Origin of the sequence: Humidesulfovibrio sp., from assembly GCF_030689645.1 — a bacterium.
Classification (GTDB): domain Bacteria; phylum Desulfobacterota; class Desulfovibrionia; order Desulfovibrionales; family Desulfovibrionaceae; genus Humidesulfovibrio.
This window is the reverse complement of sequence record NZ_JAUYFU010000003.1, coordinates 1-19707: the sequence shown is the minus strand read 5'-3', so window position 1 is coordinate 19707 and position 19707 is coordinate 1. Positions and strand designations below refer to the sequence as shown.

The 19707-nt window shown below is 63.3% G+C and carries 15 protein-coding genes and 1 pseudogene; 6 read left to right on the top strand and 10 right to left on the bottom strand.

Going from position 1 to position 19707, the window contains the following annotated elements:
- Window positions 1-228 precede the first annotated feature (228 nt).
- Window positions 229-1089 carry a tetratricopeptide repeat protein gene (locus Q8O35_RS00360; protein ID WP_305569081.1) on the top strand — a complete coding sequence of 287 codons (861 nt, stop codon included), beginning with the start codon at window positions 229-231 and terminating at the stop codon, window positions 1087-1089.
- Here the strand turns inward: Q8O35_RS00360 and Q8O35_RS00355 are convergent.
- From Q8O35_RS00355 to Q8O35_RS00325, 7 genes are all read right to left on the bottom strand, one after another.
- On the bottom strand, window positions 1086-3431 hold the full coding sequence (locus Q8O35_RS00355; protein WP_305569078.1) for a PAS domain S-box protein: 2346 nt from the start codon (window positions 3429-3431) through the stop codon (window positions 1086-1088). The two genes, Q8O35_RS00360 and Q8O35_RS00355, sit on opposite strands and share 4 nt — an antisense overlap.
- Window positions 3432-3436: 5 nt before the next feature.
- Window positions 3437-5443, bottom strand: a complete 2007-nt coding sequence (locus Q8O35_RS00350; protein WP_305569076.1) for a response regulator — start codon at window positions 5441-5443, stop codon at window positions 3437-3439.
- A gap of 91 nt (window positions 5444-5534) precedes the next feature.
- A complete protein-coding gene (locus Q8O35_RS00345) occupies window positions 5535-5888 on the bottom strand; it encodes a response regulator (RefSeq protein WP_305569074.1) in 354 nt (117 codons plus the stop codon).
- A 134-nt stretch (window positions 5889-6022) separates the two neighbouring features.
- Complete coding sequence (locus Q8O35_RS00340; protein ID WP_305569072.1) at window positions 6023-6673, bottom strand: DUF1641 domain-containing protein; 651 nt, start codon at window positions 6671-6673, stop codon at window positions 6023-6025.
- Between the two features lie 16 nt (window positions 6674-6689).
- The gene (locus tag Q8O35_RS00335; protein ID WP_305569070.1) at window positions 6690-7928 is read right to left on the bottom strand and encodes an NAD(P)/FAD-dependent oxidoreductase; all 1239 of its coding nucleotides are present in this window, start codon (window positions 7926-7928) and stop codon (window positions 6690-6692) included.
- Between the two features lie 45 nt (window positions 7929-7973).
- Entirely contained in the window at window positions 7974-8552 is a 579-nt protein-coding gene (locus tag Q8O35_RS00330) for an Rrf2 family transcriptional regulator (RefSeq protein ID WP_305569068.1), read from the bottom strand.
- 350 nt (window positions 8553-8902) lie between these two features.
- On the bottom strand, window positions 8903-9337 hold the full coding sequence (locus tag Q8O35_RS00325; protein ID WP_305569066.1) for an Rrf2 family transcriptional regulator: 435 nt from the start codon (window positions 9335-9337) through the stop codon (window positions 8903-8905).
- 300 nt (window positions 9338-9637) lie between these two features.
- Between Q8O35_RS00325 and Q8O35_RS00320 the strand changes: the two genes are divergently transcribed.
- Complete coding sequence (locus Q8O35_RS00320) at window positions 9638-12055, top strand: EAL domain-containing protein (RefSeq protein ID WP_305569064.1); 2418 nt, start codon at window positions 9638-9640, stop codon at window positions 12053-12055.
- Between the two features lie 281 nt (window positions 12056-12336).
- Here Q8O35_RS00320 and Q8O35_RS00315 read toward each other — a convergent pair whose 3' ends face one another.
- Complete coding sequence (locus Q8O35_RS00315; RefSeq protein WP_305569060.1) at window positions 12337-14190, bottom strand: methyl-accepting chemotaxis protein; 1854 nt, start codon at window positions 14188-14190, stop codon at window positions 12337-12339.
- A 532-nt stretch (window positions 14191-14722) separates the two neighbouring features.
- Between Q8O35_RS00315 and Q8O35_RS00310 the strand changes: the two genes are divergently transcribed.
- Window positions 14723-15496: a formylglycine-generating enzyme family protein gene (locus Q8O35_RS00310; protein WP_305569057.1), complete on the top strand. Its 774-nt coding sequence runs from the start codon at window positions 14723-14725 to the stop codon at window positions 15494-15496.
- Window positions 15497-15519: 23 nt separating this feature from the next.
- Here the strand turns inward: Q8O35_RS00310 and Q8O35_RS00305 are convergent, their stop codons facing one another.
- Entirely contained in the window at window positions 15520-16140 is a 621-nt protein-coding gene (locus Q8O35_RS00305) for a hypothetical protein (protein WP_305569055.1), read from the bottom strand.
- 195 nt (window positions 16141-16335) lie between these two features.
- Window positions 16336-17295 (bottom strand): sulfite exporter TauE/SafE family protein, encoded by a 960-nt coding sequence (locus Q8O35_RS00300; RefSeq protein ID WP_305569053.1) that lies wholly within the window; start codon window positions 17293-17295, stop codon window positions 16336-16338.
- 246 nt (window positions 17296-17541) lie between these two features.
- Between Q8O35_RS00300 and Q8O35_RS00295 the strand changes: the two genes are divergently transcribed.
- The 3 genes and pseudogenes from Q8O35_RS00295 to Q8O35_RS00285 form a co-directional block, all read left to right on the top strand.
- Complete coding sequence (locus Q8O35_RS00295; RefSeq protein WP_305569051.1) at window positions 17542-18606, top strand: TOBE domain-containing protein; 1065 nt, start codon at window positions 17542-17544, stop codon at window positions 18604-18606.
- Window positions 18607-18620: 14 nt separating this feature from the next.
- Complete coding sequence (locus Q8O35_RS00290) at window positions 18621-19415, top strand: hypothetical protein (protein WP_305569049.1); 795 nt, start codon at window positions 18621-18623, stop codon at window positions 19413-19415.
- Between the two features lie 61 nt (window positions 19416-19476).
- Window positions 19477-19707, top strand: a pseudogene (locus tag Q8O35_RS00285) (radical SAM protein); the annotation flags it as partial.

Genomic DNA, 19707 nt, shown 5'->3' with positions numbered 1-19707 from the left:
CGATGTTGGGAGAATTATGTCTATCCCCTGGGGCCGGGCGTCTTTACGTCTTTGCGTAGCAGCCGTTGCCATGCGGCGCAAGGCGCTCCGGGCGGAACGTTGCCGTAAGGGCTTGGAGCCCGGATTACTTGATCATGCATTGAAGCTGAGGTATGCGTACAAAGTTCCGTTCGGCACGGCAGCGCCTCTTGCGCGGCCAGCGAAGCCCCGGCGGAAGGGGAGCAATGCATGGAAGCCAGCCCGAAGAACGTGCGCGAGCACATCGCCCGCTCCAAGTTCTACTTGCAGCGCAAGGATGTTTTGCGCAGCCTGCGCGCCCTGGCGCAGGGGCTGGACTTGTTGACGGGATCGCAGATCTTCGGGCGGGAGCGCATCGAGATCAGCATCCTCATGGAGGAGGCCGTGCGCCTGTTGAGCGAGCACGAGGCCATCAAGCGCGCCGTGCCCGGCGGCCTTTCCTACAAGAAGGGCCAGGAGAAGGATCTTTCTGCCAGCCTTAAGCGCATGGCCGACATTCTGGAGACTCTGCTCGGCAAGGCCCAGGTGGACGAGCGCCGCAGGCGTCTGGCCGAGCTGGATGAGCTGGTGCTGGCCGGGCAGGCCGAGCTGGACAAGAAGGAGCCCCTTGAGGCGCGCAAGTTTTTCCGGCGCGCCATGGAGTCCTTCACCGACGAGCCGGGGCTGCTGGTTGACCTGGGCAACCGGCTCATGCTGGCTGGCCTTGTGGCCGAGGCCATGGAATATTTTCAGAGAAATATCGAAATTGCGCCCACAGATGCCCGCGCCTACACCTTCCTGGCCCAGTGCCAGGATGCCCTGGGCGAGGGGCTGAAGGCCGAGGAGGTCCTCAAGGCCGCCCTGCGCCGTTTCGGCCCTAACGAGGCCATGCTGGTGCGGCTGGCCAAGGGCGCCCTGGAGCGCCGCGCCTGGAGCGAGGCCTTGGCCGCCGCCCAGGCCGCCCTGGAGGTCAATCCCACCAGCCGCGAAGCCGTGAAGCATGCCGAAGCCGCCAGCGAGCGGATTTACGGCACAGCCAAGGGCTACCTCAAGGGCGGACCGGCAACCCCTCGCGAGCCCATCGTCCTCTAATGCCCCGCACCCGCGCTGCGGTCCTGGTCCGCCTCGCCTGCCGGGGGGCTTTGCCCCAGGCGCGGGAACACCAGCACGAACCTCGCCCCCTGGCCGGAACGCGGTCGCACGTGGATGGCTCCGCCGTAGTCCTGCATGATGCCGTAGCTGATTGAAAGCCCCAGCCCAGTGCCCTTGCCCACCTGCTTGGTGGTGAAGAAGGGCTCGAAAATCCGAGACATTATCTCCCTGGGGATGCCCGGACCCGTGTCGGACACCTCTGCCTGCACGCCGCGCCTGCGGGCCCGCGTGCGCAGGATGATGCGCCGGTCGCCCTCGGAGCAGGGCGATGCCGCGCACTTGTCCTCAATGGCGTCGCGGGCGTTCAAGAGCAGGTTCATGAACACCTGCTCCAGGCGGGCCGGGTCGGCCAGCACGGGCGGCAGCTCCTCCGCCAGATCGAAGGTCACTGCGATGCCCCGCACCTGCAACTGCTGGCTGAAGAACTCAAAGGCCCGGCGGATCACCTCGTTCACATCCACAGGCACGGCGTGCTGGTCTGCGGGCTTGCGCCCGAACTCGCGCATGTGGTTGATGATGCGCGTGCCGCGCTCCACATTCGACTGAATCTTGCCCGCCAGGGTTCGCAGGGTTTCCGGGTCCACGGTCTCGCCCCGCTCCACCTTGCGCTGGAACAGGCTGGCGGCCATGGACAGCACGGCCAGGGGCTGGTTCAGCTCGTGGGCAACGCCTGTGGCCATTTCTCCCAGGGTGGCCATGCGCGAGGCCTGCACCATCTGCCGCTCGGCGCGGATGCGCTCGGTGACGTCCGTGGTTGTGGCCAGGATCACCGGGCGGTCGTCGGACTCCGAATGGGCGGCGGTGATGTTCGCGAAGAACACCCGGCCATCCCTGGTCTGATTGCGCGCGCGGCCCAATTGCTCGCCCTGCGCCAGGGCCAGCACTCCGGCCTGGGCGTCCTCCGGCGGGAAGAGAATCTCTGCGCTCTGGCCTATGAGCTCGCCCCGGCGGTAGCCGTACAGGTTGGCCGCGCTGCGGTTCAGGTCCAGAATGGTCATGTTCTGGGAGCAGATGACGAAGAGCGCGCTGGGGATGTTGTTGAAAATGTCCTGATACTTGCGCTCGCTTTTGCGCAGTTCTTCCTCCAGGCGCTTGCGGCCGGTTATGTCCAGGCACATCTCCATGGCTGCGGTGACGTTGCCGTCCTCGTCGTGCAGGGGGGCGGTGGTCACAATCCAGTGGGCGCGAGTGCCGTCCTTGTACACGCCGGTTTCCTCGGTGAAGTGCGGCTGGCCGTCCTTGAAGGTCTTCTCCACCGGGCAGTTGGGGCATTTCTCCGTGCGGCCCTTGTAGGCCTCGAAGCAGTAGGCCCCCTTGCGGGCGTGGAACAGGTCGGCGAAGGTCTGGTTGTAGCGCAGGAGCTTGAAGTCGCGGTCCTGCACCGTGATGATGCAGGGCACGCCCTCGAAAAGCCTTTGGTAGAGCTGGCGCTGGTTCACGATCTCCGCGTGCTTGAGCCCGAGGTCTCTGCACATGAGGCCGATGGCGTGGGCCAGTTCGCCCAATTCGTCGCGCTGGGGCACTGCCTGGCCGCAGCTCATGCCGCAGGCCAGGTCGCCCCCGGCCATGCGCCGCGTAACGCCGATGATGGAGCGGACGGGCCGCTGGATGAGCAGGTAGACCACGGCGTAGAGCAGGACGAAAACACCGGCTAGAAAGACCCCCAGGCTCACGGTGTTGGTCTCCACCAGCTGGGCCAGCGTTTCTTCCTGCTTGTCCAGGGTCATGTCGAGCACCAGCACACCAAGCACTTTTTCCGAGGGCTTGTGGAAATGGCAGGAGGCCGTGGCGCAGCCCTCGTCGTTGGCGATGGGGCTGAAGATGGTCAGCCTGCGGGAGCCCGCGTTGCCGTCTTCGATGCGCGAGCGCTCTTCCAGTTCCAGGGTGTCCGGCGGTATGGCCCGGTCGTGGCAGGCCGCGCACTGGAAGCCCTTCACCGGCCAGCGAACGCCGATGGCGTCCTCGCGGCTGGCGAACATGGCCAGGGCTTCCTTGTTCAGGATGCTGACCCCGCGGACGCCCTCCATGCGCCCGGCGCGCTCCACGATCTTCTGCAGTTCGCCCCGTTCGTTGCGCATCATGGCGCTGGACGCGCCGGACTTGATGGCCTCGCAGATGCGGTCGGCCTCAAGGTCGGCGTTCTTTTCCGCCAGGTCGCGGAAGCTTTTTGTGTTGAATTGGAAAAGGAACAGGGCCAGACCCAGGATGAGGGCCACGAGGCAGCCCATGATCTTGGCGGCCAGGGGCAGGCCGGGCTGGAAGAGGTCCGGGCGCTGGCTCATGGGGCTCAGGTTGCTGCGTCGTTTGCCGGGCGGGGCGCCAGCGCCGCAGGCTGGCGCGCGGGCAGCCAGGCGGTGACGCGCGTGCCCTCGCCTTCGGCGGAGTCGACCTCGATTCCGCCGTGGTGCTGGGCGATCACCCGGCTGGAGATGAACAGCCCGATGCCCGTGCCCTTGCTGCCCTTGGACGAGAAGAACAGGGTGAACATCTTCTCGCGTTCCTCGCGGCTCATGCCCACGCCGGTGTCGGTGATGGTGAAGACGACCCTTGCGTCTTCCTCCGGCGCGGCCTCCACCGCTGCGCGGAAGGTCAGCTCGCGGCTCCTGCCCGTGGTCTCGCACAGGCAGGCGTCCACGGCGTTCTCCAGAAAATTGACCAGGGCCGAGGACAGGGCCGAGTGGTCGGCCTGGAACAGGCCCGCAGCTGCGGCGAAGTCCCGCGTGAACAGAATGTTGTTGGCCACGGCCTTGGCCTCCACGATCATGGCCAGGTCTTCCGCAAAGGCCCGCACCGGCGTCTCCGAGAGGTCCAAATCGCGGCTTTTGGCGTAGTAGAGGATGTCCAGCACCATCTTGCGGATGCGCTCCACCCGGTGGCGCACCAGCTCCCAGCCGCTCTTGATCTTGGCCAGGTCGCCTTTGTTCAGGCCGGACTCCACGCGGTACATGCCGCCGTCGAGGCCCATCAAGAGGCCCTTGACCCCGTGGGACATGCTGCCGAGCATCATGCCCAGCGAGCTCAGGTGGTCCTGCAATTGGCGCAGTTGGGTGATGTCCGTGGACACCTCCATGACCTTCTCCACCCGGCCATGGTCGTCCAGAAGCGGCGCGGTCCAGATGAGCAGGTTGCGTGCCTGGCCTGCGGCGTCGGTGGTCACGGTTTCGGCCTGATGGCGCTGGCCGTCCTCGAAGGTGGCCAGGATGGGGCAGTCCGGGCAGGGCTCCGGGCTGTGCTTGTAGGCTTCGAAGCAGGTCTGGCCGACGCTCGCCCCGAACTCGCGCAGAAAGGTCTTGTTGGCCTCCACGATGTTCAGGGCGCGGTCCTGCACGGTGATGGCGCAGGGCACGGCGTCGAACAGGTCGCGGTAGCGCCGGTGGCTTTGTATCAGTTCCGCGTGCAGGCGCTCCACCTCGGTCAGGTCCACGGCCACTTCCAGCACCATGGCCGTGTCTTTGCGGCCGCCGTTGATGGGCGTTGTGGACACCAGGGCGTTGAAAGTCCGTCCGTCCACGCCGTAGAGGGTTTCCCGGCTTTGGCCGGGGCGCCCTGTTTTGAGGGTCAGGTCAACGGGGCAGCCAGCCCCGCCGGGATAGGCTTCGCCGTAGGCGGCGTGTGACTCTCGCCCCTCCGGTTCGCCCAGGTGCTCGCGGTACAAAGTGTTGGCCGTGATGACGCGGCCTTCCCGGTTGTGGATGGCCACAAAGCAGGGCAGTTCGCCCAGGGAGCCCTGGCCGTCTGGCTCGCTGGCCACGAAGCGCATGGCCGAGGACAGGCCCTCCACTATTTGCCGGGCGGCCAGCCTGCGCTCCAGGTCCACCAGCCGGGCGCTTTTTTCAGCCACCAGGCGTTCGAGGTTCAGGGTGTGCTCGCGCACCTGGCGTTTGAGCGTCAGGCGCTCGCAGGCCCTGTTCAGGCTGTGCTCAAGCAGAGTCACGTCGATGGGCTTGGTGATGAAGTCCGAGGCTCCGAGCTTAAGGCTGGCTATGGCCAGCTCCATGTCCGCGTGGCCGGAGATCATGACGACCTCCGTATCTGGCCGGTGTTCCTTTATGGCCGCCAAGAGCCCGATGCCGTCCAGGCCGGGCATCTTGATGTCCGTCAGCACGATGGGGGCCTCAAGGGTGCGAAACAGGGTCAGACCCTTTTCGCCATCCGGCGCGGTGAGCACGGAAAAGCCGAGGTCTTCCAGCAGCATGGAGAGCAGTTCGCGGATGTCAGCCTCGTCGTCCACCAGCAGGATGGTCTCGCGGGTGGAGCAGCGGGCCGCAAGCGGCGTGTCGTGTGGGGCGGGCATGGCGGCGCTCTCGTTGCGGCGCTGGCGGGCGGGGTGCGGCGAAAATGGGGGGGAGGGGCATGCCGCTTCCTCCCGCCCGCCAGCGGTGCGGCTAGTTCAGCATTTTTCCCACAAGGGCCAGAAGGGCGGCAGGCTCCACCGGCTTCTGCAGCACGGGGATGTCCTTGGTGAGCGCGGGCGGGCGCGGGCCAACGCCGCTGATGACGATGATCGGGGTGTCCTTCAAGGCTTCGTTCTTGCGCAGGCCGATGTAGAACATGGTTCCGGCCTTTTCGGGCATGTCCATGTCCAGGGTGATGAGATTCGGGGCGAAAGCCGCGATTTTCTCCAGGGCCTCGGCCCCGTTGTAGGCCTTCTCGGTGGCGAAGCCGTTGTCCGTGAAAATCTCGTTCAGGAAGTCGACCACGGCGGGATCGTCGTCCACGATGAGGATCTTCTTCTGCATGGCTGCCTCCTGCCGCGCATCAGCGGCTGGTGGTGGTTAAGCGCGGCCCGGCTTCCGGGGGGGCCGGCGTTGGCCGGGCCGCGCGCGTTGGCCGTGGGCCGGAGGCGGTGTCGGACGCCTCCGGCCAGGTCTTTTTAGTCCTTCAGCTTGCCCAGGCTCTTGGTGAACTCAAGCATGACGCCGAGACCCTTGCGGGCTTCCTTGCTGCTCATGCCAGCCACCAGGCCCAGCGGTCCGCACTCCTTGCAGGAGTTCAGGTCCACGTCGCCCATCATGTCGGCCAGCTTCTCCAGCATTTCACGCGCCTGCGGGGTGCTGAGCTTCTTGATCAGCCCCAGCATGGACACGAAGCCGTCGCCCATGACCTCGATGTCTTCCGGCGTGTAGGCGCGCGCCATCTTGCCGCGCACCTCCACCATGGCCTTGTACATGCGGAACACGCCCTTCTGCTCCATCTCGTCCAGAAACTCGATGCCCTTGGGCACGGCGGAGTGCAGCAGAGGCTCGATGGTGTGCCAGAGGTCGATGATGTTCTCCATCTGCTCCAGCACGTAAGTGATGTTTTTGATGCTGCGCATGAAGCGCTTGAGGAGCGCGAAGGCGTCTTCAAGCTGGAAGCCCTGCTCCACGTCGCCGAACTCCTTCATCAGGGTCTTGAAGGCGTCGTGAACGATGGGCGTCAGATCATGCTTCAGCTCCTGCCAACCCTGGGAGGCGTCGACCAGCTGCTTCAGCTGGGCCTCCATGCCCTCCAGGCGTTTGAGAACCAGTTCGTCCTGACTCATGGTGCTCTCCTGCATCTTAGGCGTTGGTCAGGTGGTGACGCATCTTGCCAGCCATGAACATCTGGGATTCCAGCGGCAGTTCGTGACCCTTGAGCATCAGGTTGAAGTACACCCACTTGAACATCATCTTGCCCCAGTAGTTGAAGTGGCTTTCGCCCAAAAGCGAGAAGGGCCCGAGGCCGGGGAAGGGGTATTTGCCCTCCAGGGGCTCGACCTTGTAGTTGAAGTCGATGAGGAAGGCCTGCTCGTAGCCGGAGACGATGAAGCAGGTGCTGTGGCCGTCGAAGTCGGGGCGGGGCTCTTCGCCGTCGATCTCGCGCAGGAGGTTGGCGCACACGATGTCGGCCTGGTAGTGGGCCACGCTGCCGGCCTTGGAGGTGGGGCAGTTGGTGGCGTCGCCGATGACGTAGCAGTTCTCGATGTTCTTGGCCTTCAGGGTGTGCTTATCGGTGTCGATGTAGCCCATGGCGTCGCCGAGATCGGAATCCATGATGACCTGAGCGCCGAAGTTGGGCGGAATTGCAACCAGCAGATCGTAGTCAACGGTCTCGCCCTTGACGGACTCGATGGTCTTGTCGCCCACGTTGACGCCGGCGATTTCGAAGTTGGGCACGATCTTGATGTTTTTCTCGACGCAGATTTTGTTCAGCACGCCGGCTGCCACGGGCTTGGTGAAAGCGCCGGTGAGCGGGGTGACGAGCTCGATCTCGATGTCCTTGCGCACGCCGTTGACGGTGAAGAACCAGTCGGCCAGGTACACGAACTCAAGGGGGGCCACCGGGCACTTGATGGGCATTTCGGCGATGTTCAGCACCACCTTGCCCTTCTTGTAGTATTTGAGCTTCTTCTGCAGGGCGAGAGCGCCGTCGGGGGTGTAGAAGTCGTGGATGTTGCCGCGCCAGTCGTCCATCATTCCCTCGACTTCGTCGGGCATGATGCGGCAGCCGGTGCCGATGACCAGCCAGTCGTAGTCGTACATGCCGTTCTCGGTCTTGACCTGCTTGGTGTTCGGGTCGATGTTGACGATGGTGTCCTGCACGAAGGTCACGCCCTCGGGGATGAAGTCCTTCTTGGGCTTCACGCAGTCGTCCATGGAGTACACGCCGAAGGGAACGAACAGCCAGCCCGCCTGGTAATGGTGCTTCCAGTCGCGGTCGATGACCGTGATTTTCCAGCCGTCGCCGAGGGATTTGGCCATCTTGGCGGCCACGATGGTGCCGCCGGCACCGGAACCGAGAATGAGCAGTTTCTTCATGATCTTCTCCTTTAGAGGTGCATGGAAAAGTGAAACATCCTGGGGTCAAACAAGGCGGGGCCGCCCGGTTGGGCGCGGGGCGGGCAGCCCGCTCCCCGGTTTCCTCCGTCTGGCGAGGCGGTTGCGGACCCGTGTTGGGGCCGGCTCGTCCAGCGTTTCAGGCGCTGCGCCCATGCGGGCGGCGCGGTTGGTGCGCGCATAGCGCGAGGGGCAGGTGTCGCGGGGGGCGGTCATGAAGTCGGCCAGGGTGGTGGCGCGGAACTTCATCTCCATGTGCCGGGCGATGTCGATCCAGACGCTGCCGGTGGGACAGCCCTCCATGAGCAGGCAGTCCGCGTCGGATTCGCAGCACTGGGGCTTGAACACTGCGCCCTCCATGGTGGTCAGCACATCCGCCAGGGTGATCTGTTCTGGGCGGCGGCCCAGAACATAGCCGCCAGTTGCGCCGCGCACGCTGCGGATGAGCCCTGTGCTCTTGAGGGGCCGGATGATTTTTTCCAGAAGCTTGATGGAAATGCCTATGGTCGCTGTAAGCACCGAAGCGCGCATGGGTGCCTCGGTGCCGTGGTAGGCCAGTTCGAGCAGGATGCGCGTGGCGTGGCAGGTGCGCGCTGTGGGTTTCATGCCTCTCCCGTAGTGTTCGCCTGCCGCCGGATTCTAAAGCTGGCCGCAGGGTGGCTTGATTCGTTTAATGGCGACTACGACAATAGCGATAGTTTTAATTGCGATAGAATTAATGGCGATAGATTCAATCACGATTAGACGAGTCGGGAATAAACAAAATGCCCCCCAATCGTCAAGGTAATTGTGAAAAACGGCGCAAAATAAAATATTTTTACGCTATTTCAGTTGGTTGACTTGATTCCCCCACCTCATGCGTGGGCGCAAAAAAAAGATCCCGGCCTGGTGCCGGGATTTGCGCAAAGGGGGGTGGGGATGGGGAGAAGTCCGGCCCGGAGGGGGGCCGGGGATATCTAGCAGGCGCAGCCGTGGGAGCTGTTCATGATCGCGTCGCCTTGCAGGTCGCCGATGGTTATGCCTTCCAGTTCGGCCTCCATGACCTGGGTGACGCGGATCCAGGCGCGGTGGCTGCGGCAGTTGTCCGAGCGGTGGCAGGTCTTGGGGTTCTCGCAGCATTGGGTAAGGCAGAGGTTGCCTTCGATGATGCGGATGATGCGCGCCAGGCTGATGTCGCCCGGTTTTTCCGACAGCACGTAGCCGCCGGATGCGCCCCGGGTGCTCTGCACCAGATTGGCCTTTTTCAGGGGTTTCAGAATTTGTTCGATGAACCGCACGGAAACGCCGGTGCGTTCGGAAATGTCGGCAGTTCGGACGGGGCCGTGCTCGTCGTGGATGGCCAGATCAAGGAGGATGCGTACAGCGTAGCGCGCCTTGGCGGAGAGTTTCATAGGCCTCGCTTGGTCAATGGGTTGGCTGCGGTCGCTTCAGGAATCTTGTGCCTTTCCTTGCTGTTTTATGACATAGCCTCCAACTCTTGGCAATCCTGTCGCTATTTGAAGCGGTGCTCATGGACGGGGGAATTTGGCCCCGGCATTCAAGGGAACGGCTGCTACGTAAATTCCGACGATTGTTCGGCGCGGCGCGCTAGCTGTCTGGACTTACGCATAAAGTTTGAGTAGGGCTGGGCATTCCATAAACATTGCGAGGAAGGCCGCCCGGAATGCAGATTTCGGTGTGGCAGGGAACGCATGAGGTCTTTTTCCACCTGGTCCATACGAACGCATCTGCTGCTGCTTGTCTTTGCCGCCGCCATTCCTGCCCTGGGTTTGGTTTGGTGGAGCGGCCAGGAGCTTGAGCGACAGGCTGTGGACAAGGCCTCGCAGGCCACCATGCACCTTGCCGCAGGCATGGCCGACGACCTGGCCCAGGTGGAGGAGCACGCCCGAGTGCTTTTGACCACCTTGGCCCAGGTGCCCGCCATCCGCCAGATGGACAAGGCTGGAGCCTCGGCGCTTTTGACCCAGCTGAACCTTCAGCATCCCTCCTACGCAAGCATGGAGCTCGTCAGCACCTCTGGCAAGGTCTTAGCCTGTTCTTCCCCATGCATCGACGAGGTGGATGTCTCTGACCGCAGGTATTTCAAGGAAGTGTCGCGCACTCATGCGTTTTCCCGGGGCGAGTATGCCGTGAGCCTGACAGCTAAACGGCCGGTTATCCATTTCGCCCAGCCTGTGCTCGGCGCGAAGGGCGAGTTGGCAGGCATTGTGTCGGCCAGCTTCGACCTGGGCTCCCAGGCCCAGCGCTTCGACTCCGCCTCCCTGCCGGAGGGCTCGGCCATGGCTCTATCAGACGCCAAGGGTCTGCGCCTGTACCGCTATCCCGATACCGAGCGCTGGGTGGGCCAGGAAGAGCTCCGGCCCATGTGGCTGAGGCTTTTGAGCCTTGGTGAAGAAGGCATGACCCTGGCCGAGGGAGCTGACGGCGTGCGGCGCCTGTACGCCGTGAAGCGGCTGCGGGCGCATAAGGGCGACGAGTCCTTCCTGCTTCTGCGCGTTGGCATCCCGGAGGCCAAGGCTCTGGCCGAAGCCCGGGTCATCCAGAGGCGAAACGTGGCGCTCATGGTGGGGGCGACCATGCTGGCCGCCGCGCTGGCCACTGTGCTCGGCAACCTGCTTATCATGCGCCGTGTGGACCGGCTCATGGCCGCCGCCCAGCGCGTGCGCGACGGCGATCTCACCGCGCGCTCCGGCCTGGGGCACGGCGAGGGCGAGCTGGGCAAGCTTGCAGAATCTTTTGACGACATGGCGCTGGCCCTGGACACGCGCGAGGCCGAGCGCCTGGAATTTGAGGCCAAGCTGCGGCACCAGGCCCTGTACGACGCGCTCACCGGCCTGGCCAACCGCACCCTGGCCCTGGATCGGATTCAGCAGGCCCTGGAGCGCTGCAAGCGCCGCGACGATGTGTTTTACGCAGTCGTCGTCATGGACCTGGACCGTTTCAAGATCATCAATGACAGCCTGGGCCACGCCGTGGGGGACCAGGTGCTTGAGGTGGTTGCCCGGCGCATTGTGGGCACCCTGCGCGGCCTGGACACCGTGGCCCGGTTCGGCGGCAACGAATTCATCCTGCTGCTTGAAGAGCTGGCAACGCCGGGCGAGGCCATCCGCATCGTCAAGCGCTTGCGCGAGGCGGTGATGGAGCCGGTGCCCGTGGCCGGACGCGAGGTGCAGACAGCCGCCAGTTTCGGCATCGTGCTTTCGCCCAACGCCTTTGACCGCGCCGAGGATCTGCTGCAAAGCGCGGCCATCGCCCTGCACGCCGTGAAGCAGAGCGGCCGGGGCCGGTTCAAGGTCTTCACCCCGCGGCTGATGCTGCACGCCGTGGAGCGCCTGACTCTGGAGCAGGAACTGCGCATGGCCTTGGAGCAGGGACAGTTCGTGGTCCACTATCAGCCCATCTGGGATCTTTCGAGCACGCGTCTGGTGGGCTTCGAGGCCCTTGTGCGCTGGATGCACCCGGAGCGCGGCATGGTCGGTCCGGGGTCGTTCATCGCCCTGGCCGAGGAGACCGGCATCATCCTTGACCTGGGCCGCGTGGTGCTCACCCGTGCCTGCGCCGACCTGGCCGCCTGGCGAGAACGCGACCCCGCCGCCCGCAAGCTTTTCGTGGCCGTAAATCTGTCCAACAAGCAGTTTTCGCAGCACACCCTGGTTGAGCAGGTGTCGGAGATCCTGCGCCGCACCCGCCTGCCCGCCGACCGCCTGAAGCTTGAAATCACCGAGTCCAACATCATGGTCAACGCCGAAAGCGCCCTGGTTATGCTCAAGCGGCTCAAGGCCCTGGGCGTCATGATCAGCATCGACGACTTCGGCACCGGGTATTCGTCCCTCTCATACCTGCAGCGCTTCCCGGTGGACACCCTCAAGGTGGACCGCAGCTTTGTGGGCCGGCTCGGGCTCGACCCGGAGAACCAGGAGATCGTGCGGGCCATCGTCGCCCTGGCGCACAGCCTGGGGCTCGACGTGGTGGCCGAGGGCGTGGAGGAAAGCGCCCAGGCGGTCATGTTGCAGGCCCTTGGCTGCGAATGCGTGCAGGGCTTCTATTTCTCCCGTCCGCTGGACGGCGACCGCGCCCAGGAGACCATCGGCACCAGCATGGAGCGTTAGGCCGCAAACGCAAAAGGGGAGCTGATCCCTCTCTATGGCTCGAAGGCTGCGCCTGTGCAGTCGGATCGGGGGGGGCGGACAAGGACTGAGTGGCCCTGAGGGGCCTGGGCAGGGTGCTGGACCAATGCCCCAGCCCAAGCTGGATGACCGCAGGCGCTTCCCCGTGACTTTCGGCCCAGGGCAGGGCGCTTCGGTTCCCCCTGCCTGCGGCACATGAAAAAGCCCCCGGATAGCTCCGGGGGCTTTTTTGTGCAGTTTCGGTGCCGGGCGGGCCTGCGAAGTTAGGCGCTCTCCAGCTCGCGCATCAGGGCCAGCAGGTTCTCGGCCTGGGCCAGCAGGCTGGTGACGGCGTCCACGGCTTCGCTCATGGCCTCTGCTGTTTCGGAGGCGGTGCGGTTGATGTCGTCGAGGGAGCGGTTGATCTCTTCGCTTGCGGTGGACTGCTCGCCGCTGGCGGCGGCGATGGAGCGCACCTGGGTGGAGGAGCTCTCCACCAGGGCCACGATGCCCGTGAGGGCTTCGCCGGAGTCCTTGGCAAGCCCGGTGGCTTCATCAATGCGCGCCACTGCCAAATCCACGCTCTTGACGTTGTCGCGCGTGCCTTGCTGGATGCCGCCTATGGCCTGCGCAACCTCACGGGTGGCGGTCATGGTCTTCTCGGCCAGCTTGCGCACCTCATCGGCCACGACAGCGAAGCCGCGCCCGGCGTCGCCCGCCCGCGCAGCTTCGATGGCGGCATTGAGGGCCAGCAGGTTCGTCTGGTCCGCGATGTCGTTGATGACGCCCATGACCTGGCCGATGCCGTCGGCCTGCTTGCCAAGCTGGGCCATGTTGGTTTTGAGGCCCTGGGCCTGGACCGAGACATCCTGGATGGCCAGCACCAGGCTGTGCACCACGCCTGCGCCCAACTGGGCCTTTTGCTTGGCCTGGTCGGCTGCCTCCGCCGCCTGTCCTGCGCTGCTGGCCACGGCCAGCACTGTGGCGTTCATCTCTTCCATGGCTGTGGCCGTCTCGGCCAGGCGGTCCTTCTGGAAATCCGAGCCCCGGCGCGAGGTGTCGATGCGACCGGAAATGTCGCGGCTCACCTGGCCGATGGACTGGCTCACGTCGCGCAGCTTGGCTGCGGCCTGGAGCAGTCCTTCGCGGGTGGCCTGGGCGGCGCGATGCTTGGCTGCGTCGGCTTCTTCGGTTGCGGTGCGGGCCACCTGGGCCTCTTCCTCGGCTTGCCGCATGCTTTTTTCCGCCTCGCCGATCTTGTCGCGCAAGGTCGCCACCATCTGGTCCATGGCCTGTTGCAGGGTGCCCATTTCGCCGTGGAAGGCCTCATTGGCGCGGGCGTTCAGATTGCCTCCGGCGATGTCTCCGGCCACCACGCACAGACTGGAGATGGGGCGCGAGATCATGCGCACGAGCAGGAAGACTATGCCGCCGATGACCAGCACGAGAGCTCCCATGATTCCGGCGAGCCAGGTGCGCAGGGTCACCACCTTGGCGTGGATGTCGTCCACGTAGAGTCCGGTGCCGATGATCCAGCCCCAGGGCTTGAACTCCCGCACAAAGGATATCTTGGGGTAGGACTCGGCCGTGACGCCGCCCTCTTTCTTGGGCTTGGGCCAGGCGTAGCCGACGAAGCCCTGGCCGGACTTTTCGCACACCTCCGCAAAGGCCTGGAACAGGTTCTTGTTGCCGCCGGGGAAGTCCTGGGCAGGGGCGTTCATGTCGTCGCTCAGCCAGAATTGCGTGGCCTTGTTGAACTTCGCGTCGTCCAGAACCTTGCCTTCAAGGGCGGGCACAGTTGGGTGCATGATGGTGGTGGGGAAGGGGCGTGTGCTGTCGGTGATGAAGAAATATTCGTTGTTGCCGTAACGCATGTTGCGCAGGCGGGTGGCGGCGCGTTTCCTGGCTTCTTCGGGCGAGAACTCGCCTTTTTGCACCCGCGTTTCGTACTCGGCCACAAGGCTGGAGGCCAGGTCGATGGTGTCGGTGAGGCTGTCGCGCCGGCTTTTGAGGAGGTCGTTTTCGTAGTATGGGAGGAAGACGAAGAATACGGCCCCCACGAACAGGGCGATTATGCACCCGAAAAGGGAGTAGAGTTTTACGGAGGTCTTGGCGTTCAGGACAGTGTCGCGCAGCATGGCGGCTCCTCATTGAGTACGGCTTTTCGCAGAAAGCGCGCCCGGGGGAGGCGTTCTTAAGGCATAGAGTGTGTATCGGCTGAACCAGGGATCTCATTAGCGCTGTAGATCGTAAACGCTAACGGTTTTGGTTCGGGAGGGCAAGGTAGGAATTGATAGAGTTTGGTTGGTTGCGATGCGGGCCAAGCGCCGTGATTTCGACTTGTTCGCGGCTGGTCGTCGGCAAATGTCATGCACCGTGCTCAGAGGTGAGTTCGGCTTGGTGTTGAGGAGGCGGAATTCACCTGTTCCCCCTGGAGGCATTGGGTCGTAGTTGCTGTTTTAATGCATACAAGGAGAGTCGTCGTTTATTTGTTCTATGTGTAAAGGCTTATGTTGTATTTTGCGCTTGCTTCATGCTGAAGTGTTGTCGTGAGCTGGGTAAATCATACTTAAAATGGTCATTTTAAAGAGCATTGTCACCTGGATTACTTTGCGATACAGGACAATGGAGAGAGGTGGCATTAGAGTTTTATATCCAAGGGAGGGTGCGATGCGCAGCTTGTATTGCCTGGGGCTTTCGGCGGTGCTTCTGGCTGTGTCGGTCTTGTCTGCTCAGGCTCGGCAGCCAGCGTGGACTGACCCGGCGACGGACATGGAGTTCGTGTGGGTGCCTCAAGGTTGTTTCAAAATGGGCGACACCTTTGGCGTTGCCGATTCCGACGAAAAACCGGTGCACGAGGTTTGTGTCGACGGGTTCTGGCTGGGCAAGCATGCGGTGACCCAAGCTCAGTGGACCAAGGTGCTGGGCGACAATCCTTCGAAGTTCAAAGCTGACGACAGGCACCCGGTGGACTCCATCTCCTGGGATGACGCCAAGCGATTTGCGGCACGGCTTTCGGCCCTGTCCAAGGGTGCGGAGCGCTATCGCCTCCCCACCGAGGCCGAGTGGGAGTACGCCTGCCGCAGCGGGGGCAAGCATGAGATGTTCGCTGGAGGGGCCGATGCCGCCAAAGTGGCTTGGTACCGGGCCAACAGCCAGGGCTCCACGCATCCCGTGGGCCTGCGTGAGCCAAATGGCCTGGGGCTGTATGACATGAGCGGCAACGTATACCAGTGGGTGGAGGACATGTACGAGAAGGACGCCTACGCTCGGCATGGCCGAAACAACCCGGTGCAGACCACGGGCTGGGGCCGCGTGGCGCGTGGCGGTTGGTGGGGCGGCGAGGCGAATTGCGTGCGCTGCACCTTCCGTTGCTACCAGTCTGACCGCTGCAAGCCTGCCAGCACAGGCATGCGGCTGGTGCGCATGGGGCCGAACCCTTAGGAGCGAAAGCCAGGAAACCTGGGTTAGCGCACGAAGCGCAGGCCGTCGATATTGATGCTGAGCGGGCCTTCCGGCAGCCGGCCCGCTTCCGCGCCGATGCAGAGATCCTCCACGCTGTCTGGACGAAGCACCAGATCGCCGGGCCGCAGGCCCAGGCGCTGAGCCTCGGTGTCCCACCCGGTCAGCGGGGCCAGAGCGCCGTAAGGCAGCCGCAGCGTTTTCCATTCTTCGCCGATGACGAAGCTGCCGAAGAAGCGGTCCCGCGCATTGTTGTCCTGGGTGTTGGAGCTGGTGACCACCAGGATTCCGGCCACGGCCCGCGACGCCTTGATGCGGAACTCCACGGCGCGGGTTTTGTAGAGGTCGCGCCGCGTTGTGCTTGCGAGGCCAAGGCAGGCGCGCGTTGGGCCTGGCTTTTGGTTGGGCGGCGGGGCGATATCGATGCGGAAGCCGCCGGGCGTGGCGTCATCGGCGCTTACGGTAAGGCGCGCCCCGTTTTCAAAGCGTGCGCCAAGGGGCCAGGAGGCGTCTCCCGGCACAGCCTGATCACCTGGCTGCACGCGCAAGGGGGCGGCGGGCTCGGCGCTGGCTGGGGCGGCGGCCAGACACAGGGAGAAGATCAGGCAGGCGAGGAGTCGGCGCACGGGGCCTCCGGTAAAGGGCTATGCCTCATGCTAGGGCAGGGCGGCGGCGGAGGCAAGGGGGCAAAAGGGGAGCCCCAGCCCGGTTCGTGCGGTAGGCTGGGGCTCCCAGGAGGGAGACGAGTTTTGCGGCCAGCGGGATGTGTGGCGCACCCGCGTGTCGCAGGCAGAAGCTTGCGCGTCTCCCTTTTAAGCGTGTCAACGCAGGTAGTCTGTCACGTACTTCACAGCCAGGAACACCAGAAGGCCCGAAAGCATCCACTTGATGTACCGGGCGGGAACGAACTTCTGGCAGCGCGCGCCCAGGTACATGCCCGCCATGCCGCCGATGCCGAACAGGAAGCCCAGCATCCAGTCGGGGGCAACGGACATGGTGGGGTAGAAGGGCGCGATCAACTGGTAGAAGCACACCCCGGCCACGGAGGTGATGAAGGTGCCCATGAGGGCCGCGCCGGCCACGGTGTAGACCGGAAGGCCGAAGAACGACACAAAGAAGGGCGCGATGATTGCGCCGCCCCCGATGCCGTACGTGCCGCCGATGATGCCCACAATGAAGGACAGGGAGAGGATGCCCCAGGTGGAGACGTCGTAGGTCTCGCCGTAGAACTCATAAGCGATGCGGGTGCTGGTGAAGCGCACCACACGCACTGCTGCCAGCTTCTCGCCATGGGCCTCCTTGTTCTTGGCCATCTCGCGGAAGCGCGCCACCTGCGCCTGGAAGCGCTCCTCCGCCGCCTTGGCGCCGCCCGCCTGCCCCTTCATCTGCTTGATGAGGTCGCGCACCATGCGCACGCCGATGTACAAAAGCACGCAGGCCACGAAGAGCTTGAAATTCTTTGCGTCGGGCAGGTATTGCACCCGCAGGAAGGCCCCGATGAACACGCCGGGCAGGGTGCCCACAATGACCACCCAGGTCAGCGGCCAGACCATGCGCCCCTCGCGGATGAAGCGCCACACGCCGCTGGGGATGGCCACGATGTTGTAGAACTGGTTGGTTGAGCTCACCGAGGGGTTCACATACCCTAGCACGCTCATCTGAAAGGGCAGGAGCAGGAACGCCCCGGAGACTCCCCCCATGGAGGTGAAGAACGAAATGACCAGGGACACCAGCGGGGGCACCCAGGGCTGCACCTCAATGCCTGCGACCTCGAAGAGCATGGCGGCCTCCTGCGGAATGCCGGGCGGCGTGCGCCGCGACGGGTTGGGGAATTTTGCTTGCGTTGCTATCACGCGTTCATATATTTTCGTGACTGAAGAATAATTGCGCCTGAAATATTTGTCACGCATTATTTGGCGAGGTGTGCGAGTTTTCTTGCGAGCACTTTGGTCGTTTCGGGACTTGGCAGGAGCGTTGTTTCGCCCTAATGTTCTGCAGTTCCTGAATCTCATAACCCAGCGAGAGCCATGACGATGCCTGAAGATTCCTCATCCGCTCCGGCCCTGGCCGAGGCGCGCAGCCTCGACGAAGCGCAGGTTGCGGCCCTTGAGCAGTCCTTCCGTTCCTGGATGGACGCCTCTCGCCGCAAGGCGGATCAGGCTTCGCGTCGTCGGCTTTGGCTCATCTTTCTGCTGCTGCGCTCCACTGGGGCGAGGCTGGGCGAGGTGCTGGGCCTTGACCCCACCCGCGACCTGGACCTGGACAGCGAGCGCCCCACGGCCCGCTTTGGCCGCAACGGGCAGGATGGCCGCGAGGTGCCCCTGCCAGCGGATGTGGCGCAGGCCCTGCGCGAGGCGCTGGCCGACCTGGGCCTTGCGCCCGGCGCAGCGCGTCTCTTCGACATGGACCAGGGCCATGTGCGGCGCAAGTTCTACGAGCGGGCCGAGGCTGCGGGCCTGCCGCGGGAGCTGGCCAGCCCCAGCGTGCTGCGGCGCTCACGCGCGCGCCAGCTCATGCGCCAGGATGTGCCCCTGCCCGTGGTGCAGCGCCTGCTGGGCCACTCGTCGGCAGACCTCACCGCCGCCTTTTCCGACTATTCCGACATTGAGGCCAGCGACATCGTGGAGGCCTACCTGAAGCGCGAAGAGCATCGCAAGACCAGCGCGCGCAACCGCTTCTTCGGCGCAGTGAGCAAGGTCGTCGAGGGCCCGGTGGTGGCCAGCGTGGAGATCACCAGCCTGGGCGGGTTCAAGGTCACCAGCGTGGTCACGCGGGAGAGCGTGGACCGCCTGGGCATAAAGCCCGGCGTGCTGGCCACCGCAGATATCAAGGCCCCCTGGGTGCAAATCTCTGCGGGTGAGGACGAGCCCCGCTCCAGCGCTGCCAACCGCTACCCGGCCACAGTGCGCCGCATCCTCACGGGCGAGGCCCAGGGCGACCAAGTGGCCGCCGAGGTGGTGGCCCAGCTTTCCGACGGCACCATGCTGGCGGCGGTCATCACCCATGAGAGCGTGCGCCGCCTGAACCTCGCGGTGGGCGACCCGGTGTGGGCCAGCTTTGGAGCCTTTTCGGTCATCCTGAACTTCGGCTGAGTATGGTAGTATAAATGACGGATTTTGATAAACAAAAGATTGCTTTTACCGTTGCACTTCTAGCGGTTTTGCTCTCATTCCATCCAATTCTGAGCCACATTGGTGAGAGTGGTTTCATTTTTTTTCAATGGTTTCTTAGCGTCTCTCAGCTTTACTACTGCGTATCAGGATTGTTTGCGATTTCTGTCTACGCATTTGGATTCCGACTCCTGACTGATAAAGGTGCACGGTTTATATCTGTTGTCGGGAATTCGTTTTACGGTGCAGCGATTGTGCTTCCGATTCTCTACGTTGTTTTGTTTTTTGCTTCATTCGCTTTGAACTTGTATATCGACAACGTTAGAACTATAAATACTGTCCTGGCTATTTTAAATGTCATTGTTGGCGCATCTTCTTTCTATGTTGTGTATTATATGCAGGGAAGGATTGGAAGCCGTGAGGCTCAATCCACTATTGAGAAGTATTCAAAAGATGAGGTGTTGTTTGTTGAGCGTGCACATAAATTGTTGGGAACTGGATATTATGATTTGGCAGTCGTCGAAGCATTTAAGGCCGTTGAGGTCTCTGCGTTGAGATTTATGCTGAGCAAAGGGATTAGCACAAGCCAAGGTCGTTGGTTTTCTAATTCGGCTATTTCTGAGGTACTGACTCCAGAATTAATGCAAGGGCTACAGCAAATGCGAGAGGCAAGAAATAAAGCAGCGCATGGTACAGACCCTATTTCTGAAGCGTTCGCAAAGAAAGTTATTCCTCTGGCAACAAGCATAGTTGCTAGGTTTAGCGCTCAGGAAGATAGCGACGGATCGTAGCTTGTTTGTCAGGCTTGTCATTCTGTTTCGCCTTGAGAGCTACAGCATTGTGGGGTGAGCGATGTCGTTGTCAGCTTTCTACCCGGCCCGGCTGTGGAAGCCGCTCAAGAACGGAGTAGCGCAGTGCCGCCTGTGCAGCCACTTCTGCGTTATCAAGCCTGGCGGACGCGGCATTTGTGCCGTGCGCGAGAATCGCGGCGGCGAGCTTGTCACCCTGGTCTACGGTCTGCCTGCGGCCCTCAACGTGGACCCGGTGGAGAAGAAGCCTCTGTACCATTTTCTGCCCGGAACG